Annotated in this window: 7 protein-coding genes; 1 reads left to right on the forward strand and 6 read right to left on the reverse strand. The window is 42.6% G+C overall.

Annotated features, from left to right (window positions below):
* Nucleotides 1–400: 400 nt before the first annotated feature.
* The 6 genes from QZ106_RS07145 to QZ106_RS07170 all read right to left on the reverse strand — a co-directional run bounded on the left by QZ106_RS07145 (nt 401) and on the right by QZ106_RS07170 (nt 9,776).
* Nucleotides 401–3,562 (reverse strand): type I restriction endonuclease subunit R, encoded by a 3,162-nt coding sequence (locus QZ106_RS07145; RefSeq protein ID WP_295975978.1) that lies wholly within the window; start codon nt 3,560–3,562, stop codon nt 401–403.
* A gap of 308 nt (nt 3,563–3,870) precedes the next feature.
* The gene (locus QZ106_RS07150) at nt 3,871–4,974 is read right to left on the reverse strand and encodes a Fic family protein (RefSeq protein ID WP_367259974.1); all 1,104 of its coding nucleotides are present in this window, start codon (nt 4,972–4,974) and stop codon (nt 3,871–3,873) included.
* Nucleotides 4,975–5,387: 413 nt separating this feature from the next.
* Nucleotides 5,388–6,020 carry a hypothetical protein gene (locus tag QZ106_RS07155; RefSeq protein WP_295975980.1) on the reverse strand — a complete coding sequence of 211 codons (633 nt, stop codon included), beginning with the start codon at nt 6,018–6,020 and terminating at the stop codon, nt 5,388–5,390.
* Nucleotide 6,021: 1 nt separating this feature from the next.
* Complete coding sequence (locus QZ106_RS07160; protein ID WP_295975982.1) at nt 6,022–7,377, reverse strand: restriction endonuclease subunit S; 1,356 nt, start codon at nt 7,375–7,377, stop codon at nt 6,022–6,024.
* Nucleotides 7,370–9,058 (reverse strand): type I restriction-modification system subunit M, encoded by a 1,689-nt coding sequence (locus QZ106_RS07165; RefSeq protein WP_295975985.1) that lies wholly within the window; start codon nt 9,056–9,058, stop codon nt 7,370–7,372. The genes QZ106_RS07160 and QZ106_RS07165 overlap by 8 nt, the downstream gene beginning before the upstream one ends.
* Nucleotides 9,059–9,167: 109 nt before the next feature.
* Complete coding sequence (locus QZ106_RS07170) at nt 9,168–9,776, reverse strand: riboflavin synthase subunit alpha (protein ID WP_295975983.1); 609 nt, start codon at nt 9,774–9,776, stop codon at nt 9,168–9,170.
* A 24-nt stretch (nt 9,777–9,800) separates the two neighbouring features.
* On the opposite strand from QZ106_RS07170, the gene QZ106_RS07175 reads away from it, so the two are divergent.
* Nucleotides 9,801–10,424 (forward strand): MATE family efflux transporter (locus tag QZ106_RS07175; RefSeq protein WP_295975984.1); only part of this gene is annotated, 624 nt, incomplete at its 3' end.

Consider the following 10,424-nt stretch of genomic DNA (forward strand, 5'->3'; position numbering starts at 1 on the left):
TGACAACCGAAACTCAACATATAGGACGATTATTTAACCCCTCGTAGCGTGCAACTTGTTGCACGAATAATTAACCTAGATGTGTAATTCATGATTTTGTTCGTAGCGTGCATCTTGATGCACGACCAAACCACGCACGGAACGTTATTTAACGCTTTCAGGCATTCATGATTTCGTGCAACAAGTTGCACGCTACGATTCACTGTGTAATTCGTGATTTCGTTCGTAGCGTGCATCTTGATGCACGACCAAATTACGCAAGGAACGTTATTTAACGCTTTCAGGTATTCATGGTTTCGTGCAACAAGTTGCACGCTACAATTCACTAAAATAGTGATATGAAAATAAACACGGTTACCGGTTTTCACAAGCCCTTGAGGGGCTTGTGAAGTATAGCCCCTTATTGGGCTAATTCTTCTGCAATTTCCTCCGCTTGCTTAATCACATAGCTTACGGCTTCTTCTTGTTTATCCGGTGGATATTTGTAGCGTTGCAAGGCGCGTTTCACGAGAATGCGCATTTTGGCACGAACGCCTTCTTTGTATTGCCAGTCAATCGTAACTGAGCGTTTTAATGTATCAGTAATTTCTTTGGCTAGTTTGGAAAGCACTTCATCGCCCATCAGTTCCCGAGCGCTTTGGTTTTGAGCCAGTGCCTCATAGAATGTCAGTTCTTCTTTTTTTAAGCCTAATTTTTCACCCAATGCTAAACGGGCTTGGAAATCTTGGCTCATTTTGAAGAGCTCATCCAAAATTTCTACCACGCTTAAATTGTGGTTATGGTATTGGTTTAAGGCTTCTTTTAAACGCTGTTCAAAGTCTTTTTGCAAGGTGAGGTTCGCGCCTGATTTGGCTTTGATTTCACTCGCTAAATAACGCTCCATCGCGCTGACCCATAAATTCTTCGTCGGGCTGTTTTTGATGGTTTGTAAAAACTCTTCGGAAAGCAAACTGATTTGTGGCTGCGGTTTTTCCAGCAGATCAAATAAATCAATCACACCTTCGGAATAGACGGCTTGATTGACCAATTTTTTCAATAAAATCTGTCTTTCATTTGTGCCTGAACCGTTTTGTTCACGCTTAGTGAGAATAGCGCGTACGGCATCATAAAAGGCGATTTCTTGGTTGTATGGCTCAACTTCCGCTAAGGCACCACACAGCATATAGCCTTTTTTCACTAATCCCGCTACTTTCAAAAAGGCTTTTTTGCGTGGCTCGGCTTCTTTTTTATTAAACCAATGTTGCTCGTGCGCTTTGCCATCAAAAGGCAATTGATCGAGACTTAAAATATGGTTGGCGGCAAAACGAATCGCCATCAGTAATTCATGGGGTTCGTCTTTCTCTAAGGTGGCTTGAACATCAAACGTTTTCCCTTCAACCGGCGTTGCAAACAGGCTACGGACGAACTCTAAATGCTCTTTCATTTTAAAGAACACATCAATCACACTATCCGTCAGCTTGCCCTTGCCTTGTGAATTGGTGTATTGCCGGGTGGCTTTTTTGAGCTCGTCAGCAATGCCTACATAATCCACAATCAAGCCGCCATTTTCTCGGCTTTTATTACGGAATACACGGTTTACTCGGGCAATCGCCTGCATCAGGTTATGCCCCTGCATCGGCTTGTCGATATACATCGTATTACAGCAAGGCGCATCAAAGCCCGTCAGCCACATATCGCGCACAATCACCACTTTCAGCGAATCGTTCGGGTCTTTAAAACGGCGTTCCAGCGTTTGTTTTTCCTGTTTACTGTAAACGTGTTTCTGCATTTCCGGCGCATCGGAAGCAGAACCCGTCATCACAATTTTAATCGTCCCTTCGTTGATATTGTCCGAATGCCATTCAGGGCGCAGTTTGATGATTTCATTGTATAAGTCCACGCAAATTTGACGGCTGGAAACCACCATCATCGCTTTGCTGTCGACGACTTCATTGCGTTTGGCAAAATGCTGCACAAAATCCGCGGCTAAATCGGCAAGGCGGGCTTGCGAACCCAGTAACTTTTCTTGTAAACGCAGGACAGGGGATTGCTCCTCTTCCAGCAAATCATCAATTTCTTTGAATAACTCATCGTGTTCTTTTTCGTTTAAGCGGATTTGGCGTGCTTCATATACAATCGGCACGGTGGCGCCATCTTCCACTGCATCTCGTAAATCGTAAACAGATACATAACGCCCGAACACATCTTGCGTGTCCTTATCTTCTAGGCTAATAGGCGTACCGGTAAAACCGATAAACGAAGCATTAGGTAGCGCATCGCGCAAATGACGGGCGTAGCCTGCTTGAAATTTGCCGTTATGCAATTTTTGCGTAAAGCCATATTGGCTACGGTGTGCCTCATCGCTGATCACAATAATATTGCTACGCTCATTTAAAACAGGGAAGCGGCTTTCTTCCTCATTTAGGGCAAATTTCTGAATTGTCGTAAAAAACACGCCGCCGACTTCATTTTGCGCGAGCAGTTGGCGCAGTTGATCGCGGTCTTCCACTTGTTGTGGCGTTTGTTTGATTAAATCTTTTCCGGAAGAAAAAGTTTGGAAAAGCTGACCGTCCAAATCATTGCGGTCGGTGACCACCACAATAGTGGGATTTTTCAATTCAGGCTGTGCAAGCAGTTTGCCGGCATAAAACAACATGGAAATCGATTTACCCGAACCTTGCGTATGCCACATCACGCCAATGCGGCGGTCGCCTTTTTCGGAAGTCGCAAAAATAGTGGAATGCACTGCTTCATTCACGCCGTAATATTGATGGTATGCTGCGATTTTTTTAATGGTTTTGCCGCTGGAATCCCGCTCAAATAAGACGAAATAGCGGATATAGTCCAATAAATGCTCGGGCTGCATTAAGCCATTGAGCAGGCTTTGCAATTCGTCCTCAAAATATAAGCGCGCGCTTTGATTTTTTTCATCCACCACTTTCCACGGCGTAAAGCGTTGGAAATCTGCCGAAAGCGAGCCCAAACGTGCAGCAATGCCGTCTGAAATAATCAAGGTTTGGTTGTAAACAAACAGCTCGGCAATTTCATCTTTATAGGTTTCAAACTGATTAAATGCCTGCAATAAATCCGCCGATTCACGCAACGGATTTTTCAGCTCAAATACCACCAAGGGCAGACCATTTACAAAGCCGATAATATCAGGAATCCGCTTGCCCCCTTTACGGCTGCGGATTTCCAATTGATTGACGGCAACAAAGCGGTTGTTCTCCCTATGCTCAAAATCCACCAAGCGCGCCATCTCGATTTTCTGCTCACCGTTAGCTTGATATTCCACCCGTACACCATCACGCAACAGTTTATAAAACGCCTGATTACGCACCACCAAGTCGCCAATATCGTTTTTTGTCGCCGATTTCACCACCGAATCCACCGCACTTTCAGGCAGCTGCGGATTAAGTTTACGCACCGCCTCACGCAGCTGCTCAATAAAGACTACGCCGCTCAAATCGCCACGGGCAAATTCGCCTTCATGAACAGGCAAGTCTTTACCGTAGCGATATTCCCAACCGAGGGATTGCAGGCGTTGAAGAGTGAGTTGTTCGATGTCGTTTTCGTTGAGCATGATGTGTTCCTTTTGTGTATTTGCTGTCTTTGGGGAGCTAATGGATTAATTTCTTCGTTTATGGATACTGCCAAATCTCCCCTAACCCCTCTTTGCTAAAGAGGGGGATTCCTTTAGTTTATTTAGAGTAACTGGCTTATGACTAACTTGATCTGTATTCACGGTCTTAAAGTAGAAAGCTAAAATTCAAATTGCCCTCGATCCAATCCCCCTCTTTAGCAAAGAGGGGTTAGGGGAGATTTGGCAGAAGTGAAATCAGCCTTATGGCTTATGAGTCCTTGTAAGGGGGCTTTAACCCTCCAAGTTTTCTACGGCACGATTTCGTAATACAGGCTTCGTCCGCCGCCACTTGCACGCAAAATATTTTTTGCAACTAAATCCGTGAGATCGCGCAGTGCCGTATCGCGCGAAACTTTCGTTAATGCGGCATATTTTTTATTGGTTAAATTGCCTTCAAAATCATCCAATAAACGATTTAATACCTTGCGTTGGCGTTCGTTTAAGTCGAATTTTCGCCATTTTTGCCAATAACGATGTTTGGCTAACACCTGATCTAAGGTCTCTTGGGTAGCATGCATTGCCTCAATCATATTTTGAATGAACCATGCAATCCACGTTGTTATGTTTGTGAAGCCTTTTTGCGTGTTTTCTAAAATCTCATAATAATCCGACCGCACTTTTTGAATTTGTGCGGAAAGACTATAAAAACGCGGAGCGTTTTTTTCTGTTTTTGCCAGTAAAAAATCCGCAATCGCACGGGCAATACGTCCATTGCCATCTTCAAAAGGATGTAACGTCAAAAACCACAAATGGGCAATCGCCACTTTAATAAAGGGATCACCTTTTTCTTCGCGATTAATCCAAGCTAAAAAACGTTGCATTTCAACGTCTAGTGTTTCTGCCGGTGGCGCTTCAAAATGGATTTTTGGCTTTCCCATGTTGCCGGAAATCACCTGCATTGCGCCCTGTTTGTCATCGCGCAATGCCGCAACGTTAATTTTCGACATTCCGCTATAACCGGTCGGAAAAAGCGCAGCGTGCCATGCAAATAAGCGTTCTAACGTCAAGGGCGTATCTACATTGGTTGTGGCATCGAGGGTCATTTCGACGACGCCTTCAACGGCGCGATCCACCGGCAACAAACCGCCGATTTCAACGCCAAGACGACGCGCAAGGGAAGAACGCACTGATTGAGGATTCAGCCATTCCCCTTCAATTTCACTGCTTTTGACGATGCTATACGTCAGCGATTGCAGACCCAGTTGTGCTAATTCCTCAAAGCCAATATCCCATAAACGACCAAATAGTCGTCCTTGCTGATAGTGCGCTTGATTGAGCAAGGGCAGTAATGCGGTTAAATCATAATTCCATGTTGTCCAATTTTTCTGTTGCCAAATATATTTCTCATTCATCATACAGCGATTACCCCTTCTATTTGCCTTAAAATATAAGGCGAATACTAAGGCGATTTGACGGATTTGTCTATGGTGATGTTTTTATTGAGCATTATAGATTCCTGAGCGTGTTTGGCTTTAAATCTCCCCTAACCCCTCTTTACGAAAGAGGGGAATGGTATTGAGCGTCGTTTTAGTTTAGGTGTTTTTCATGAATAATTTTTCTGTTAATTCGACCGCTTGCAGTCAACAAACCTCCCAAATAATCCCCCTCTTTAGCAAAGAGGGGAATGGTATTGAGCGTAGTGTTAGTTTAGGTGTTTTTTATGAGTAATTTTGCTGTTAATCCGACCGCTTGCAGCTAACAAACCTTCCTAAATAATCCCCCTCTTTAGCAAAGAGGGGATAGGGGAGATTTGGCAGATTTCAAATCAGCCTTGTAATTTATATTCCAAATCAAGAGAATCATAGAATTTTAGAAATTCATCTTTTAGGTATTGGTATTTTTCATTAAAAAATGGAGCATTGTTCCCTAATCCATTTTCAGAAACAACATCAGAAAGAATTTCTCTCAAATTATATTTTTGTATAAATTGATTGATAATTTCATTAAATTTAGGAGATACATGGATTAGTTGATAATCTGAAGGATTTCCTGATAAATTGTTTTCTGTCATGAGTTGCAATTTCTTTTCTAGTTTTTTGTTTTGTAAAATAAAAGAACAAGCTTGAGAAAAATTAGCTAATGTAGAAGTGGGTGAGAATTTTTTAACACTAAATGAATTTTGTTTCTCATCATCTTGAATATATAAGGAATAGTTTTGGGGATAATCTGGAGATTTTGAAACAAAGAAACGGCAATTCCTTATATCATAATTATTAATAAAAAATTCTTTTGAAGGATGATAATCCTCAAGGTAATCTTGCAAGTCAGCAATATAATCAGGATTAGATATATATCTTTCAGTTTTATGCTCGTCTCGAATTTTTTGTAGCCTATTCTTAAGGAGTTTTTGAGTTGTATAATATACATCTCTAGTTTTTAAATAATATGTTTTTGACATTTTAAACATCCTGTTTTAATAATTTAGGTAATAGAGAGTCTCTAGTTTTCATGAGGGTATTATTCTCTTCTTTTAAGTTTCTTAAACTATCAAGATATGTATTACTTATTTTCGAGAAAATATTTAATATAAAGTTAGAAGGAATAACAACATTAATACCTTTAAAAGTTGAAGTATTTAAAGATGCTCTAGTTGAAGCCCCAGAGGCCTGCTCAAAATATGCTTTCTGCTTGGGTTGCATAAGAAACCAACGTAAATATTCGGTTAAATTGTTATCATTTAAGACAATTTTAGCTAATGCGATATTATAAACCCCACTAATACCAAAACGAATTTTTCCTGCATCACCATATCGATCAATTAAAATATCTTTTTCTGTGCATCGTTTATTTTTTTTTGATATTTCTACATAAGTTATATGATTGTTGCTTGAATAATCTCTATTCTGAATAAAACGTTCATAACCTTCTTTTGCTTCATATATATGTTCTTCTTTTGGAATTTGTGTTCCGCTAATTAATGTAAACAATCCTGATAAAGGGGTAACCTCCCACCCCTTCGGCATCTCGCCCCCATCAACCTCCACCATCTCACACGGAAACGCTTTGGCGGTTTCGGCTAATTCGGCGTAGCGGTTAGGCTGAGTTTGTGAAAGTGCAGTCAGTTCTTCGGGTGTTTTTCCGCTGATTGCCTGCATAGCTGCCAGTTCCGCTTGTTCAAGACTCATGCCGTCTGAAAGGGCTTGGACTTTGGCACGTACGGGATCGAAATCGACAAACCAGCTTTTAAACAGGGCTTGGGCGATTTGTTCCAAAGTTTGGTTAATTTGGGTGTTGAGTTGGATTTTGTCTATAAAAGCAAAAATTGTTTCTGTAATTTTTTTCTGTTCATTTAATGGGGGTAATTTAAATTCAAACTTAGCCATATCACCTACTTTCATATTAGGTTGTGCAGCTGTTCCGCTTGAAATAGCATTAATATGACTTTTGAAATTAATAGATTGCATAACGCAATAAATAAATTCGGGGGTAGCAAAATTTTTATTTACTCTAATTCTTGCCAATCCATTATTAAAAACAGACTCTAAATCATTTCTTATTAGCTTATTAACACCAATAGAGCCACCCGTCCTAGCAATAATAATGTCGCCAGAAGTTAATTTATATTTTTCGTAATCAGATTTTTTTGTTTCTGTGAATCCCCATTCGTTAAAAGGTTTATCTTGAGAAATATCCTGTATTCTCAAGCAACGTAAATTTGTTTGATGTTCAACAATCGGCGCTCTACGAATAGCATCTAATCCTGTATTAATACTTTCAGCTACATCTTCTAGTGTTACCGTTTGCCAATTACTCATACCCCAATCCCCCTAAATTCTTCTTAATCTCCGCTTCTAATTCCACACTTTTCGCAAATTGCTCCTTCAAAAGAGTGGTCAGATTTTGCATTTTTTCTGCAAATGGCACGCCGTCGTCTTCTTGTTCTGCGGTGCCGACGTAGCGTCCCGGTGTGAGTACGAAGTCGTTATTCGCAATCTCTTCTAAAGTCGCGGATTTGCAGAAAGCGGCTTGGTCTTCATAGCCGTCTGATTTTTGCCAAGCGTGGAGGGTATCGGCAATTTTGGCGATGTCGTCAGCGGTGAAATCACGCAAGACGCGGTCTTTCATATAGCCAACTTGGCGGGCATCAATAAACAATACTTCGCCTTTGCGCTTTTTGTTGCGGTTTAAGAACCAAATACAGGCGGGGATTTGGGTGTTGGTGAAGAGCTGGCCGGGCAGGGCAACCATACATTCGACTAAATCGGCATTGATGATGGCTTTGCGGATTTCGCCTTCGTTGTTGGTTTGGCTGCTCATAGAGCCGTTGGCAAGTAGCAATGCCATTTTGCCGTTGGGCGAGAGGTGGTAAATCATGTGTTGCAGCCAAGCGAAGTTGGCGTTGCCTTTAGGTGGTGTGCCGTATGCCCAACGTGGATCATCGGCAAGGGATTCGCTCCACCAATCGCTAATGTTGAATGGCGGGTTTGCCATGATGAAATCCATCTTTTTGTCGATGTGTTGTGGCTGGGTGAAGCTGTCGGCGTTGTGCTTGCCGAAATCGTAATCAATGCCACGAATCGCCATATTCATGGCGGCGAGCTTCCAGGTGGTCGGGTTGAATTCTTGCCCGTAGATGGACACGTTGTTGATGTTGCCTTGATGGGCGGTAATAAAGCGTTCGGTTTGCACGAAAAAGCCGCCGCTGCCCATAGCCGGGTCATACACGCGGCCGGAGTATGGCTCGAGCATTTCGACAATCAGGGAAACAATGGATTTCGGCGTGAAATATTGTCCGCCGCGTTTGCCTTCGGCTTGAGCAAAGCGACCAAGGAAGTATTCGTAAACGTGCCCGAGAATGTCTTTTGCGCCTAAATGCACGGGCTCGCCGTTGTAAGTCGGACGGGTAAAGTGGGTGTCGGAGAAGATGATAATCAGCCCACGCAGGGTGTCTTCGTTTACAGCATAGCCGCTGATACGTTGGAGCACGCCTTTGAGTTTTTCGTTGTCTTTTTCGATGGCATCGAAGGCATCGTCAATCAGTTTGGCGACGCCGGAAAATTTCCCACCCCAAGGGAGTTCGGCGCCGATGTTTAAGATGGAAACGGATTTTAGCTCATTCCAACGGGCTTGCAGCGGCACCCAGAACACATTGTCGGCGGTGTAGTAGTCGCGATTTTCCAGTTCGGCGGTTAAGGCTTCTTGGTATTCTTCTTCGGTGTCGTAAAAAGTGCGGTCAAGATAGAGCGCGTTTTCAGGATCGGTTAGTTCAGCCTGAATTTTGGCTTGTTGGTGGGTGAAACTGTCGGAAATGTATTTTAAGAAGATCAGACCAAGAACAATGTGTTTATAGTTGGCGGCGTCAAGCTGTTGACGCAATTTATCGGCAGATGACCAAAGTTTTTCATCTAATTCATTTAAAAATGCTTGCTGTAATGCGTGATTTTCATCGACAATCTTGGTCGTCTCGTCTCGTCTCGTCTCGCTTGCATAAATTATATCCTTTGTAAAGTGATTTTAAGAAAATGTGTGTAATTTTTGCGGTCGTTTGGCACGCTAAGCAAAGCTAGCCTAAAAAAACGTTGTCTTTTTCGACCGCACTTTGTGATTATTTCTGCGCCAAATAACGTTCAACCGTATCCACAATAGCTTGCGTTTGCGGATCGATTTCAATATTGACTTTTTCGCCCACCTCTTTCTTGCCAATTAGCGTACGATGAATGGTTTCCGGAATGAGGTTGACGCAGAAACGTTGTTCGCGGACTTCACCGATGGTTAAACTAATACCATCCACGGCAATAAAGCCTTTGGTTAACACATATTTCATCATATCTTTATTCGGCAGTTGGAACCAAATTTGCAGGTTGTTTTCGGATGGAAGGCGTTCAACGATGTCCGCGGTGCAATACACATGACCGGATAATATATGCCCACCGATTTCTGTGCCCATTTGCATGGCGCGCTCGATATTGACGAAATCACCAGCCTTTAATTCGCCTAAATTAGTGATTTTCAAGGTTTCTTGCATTAAGTCGAAATTCACCAAATTGCCTTTGATTTCCGTGACGGTTAAACACACGCCGTTGTGTGCAACAGATGCACCGATTTGTAATCCTTTCAGCATTTCTTGTGGCATTTCCACCACGTGTGTTCTAAAATTAGCCGCTTCTGTAATAGCCTTAATTTGTGCGGTACCTTGCACAATGCCTGTAAACATAATGACCTCGAAATCTATTTATTTATGAATCTAAACTTCGTCAAAGAATATCATATTGAAGCCAAAAAATTAATTGCTATCGCCATACCGATTTTGCTTGCGCAAATTGCGCAAAATTCCATGGGGATGGTGGATACCATTATGGCAGGGCGCGTGAGCGCAGCAGACATGGCAGCCATTTCCGTGGGTGCCTCCATTTGGTTGCCGTTGGTGTTATTCGGACACGGGTTGTTACTCGCCTTGCCTCCGACCATTTCCTATTTGAATGGCTCCGGTCAGCGTAAACGGATTGCTCATCAGGTACGCCAAGGCATCTGGATTGTGTTCTTTAGCTGCATTCCCCTCGGTTTATTGATTTATCACAGCGACGTTGTCTTGCAAAACATGGATATGGAACCCCGTTTGGCGGAGATCACAAGCGGCTATTTACACGCCATGATTTGGGGCTTGCCGGGTTATTTATTAATGATTAATTTTCGTTGTTTAAATGACGGTATTGCCAAAACCAAGCCTGCCATGGTGATTACTTTCCTCGGTTTAATGCTCAACATTCCCCTTAACTATATTTTCATTTACGGCAAACTCGGTATTCCGGCATTTGGGGCGGTGGGCTGTGGTATTGCGACGGCAATCGTGAACTGGATGATG

The sequence above is a fragment of the uncultured Aggregatibacter sp. genome, from assembly GCF_901873365.1.
Taxonomy (GTDB): Bacteria; Pseudomonadota; Gammaproteobacteria; order Enterobacterales; family Pasteurellaceae; genus Aggregatibacter.

Coding starts and splice junctions, on each gene's coding strand:
- QZ106_RS07160 (WP_295975982.1), bottom strand. CDS start 7,377: ATGAGTAATTGGCAAACGGTAACACTAGAAGATGTAGCTGAAAGTATT.
- QZ106_RS07150 (WP_367259974.1), bottom strand. CDS start 4,974: ATGAATGAGAAATATATTTGGCAACAGAAAAATTGGACAACATGGAAT.
- QZ106_RS07155 (WP_295975980.1), bottom strand. CDS start 6,020: ATGTCAAAAACATATTATTTAAAAACTAGAGATGTATATTATACAACT.
- QZ106_RS07145 (WP_295975978.1), bottom strand. CDS start 3,562: ATGCTCAACGAAAACGACATCGAACAACTCACTCTTCAACGCCTGCAA.
- QZ106_RS07170 (WP_295975983.1), bottom strand. CDS start 9,776: ATGTTTACAGGCATTGTGCAAGGTACCGCACAAATTAAGGCTATTACA.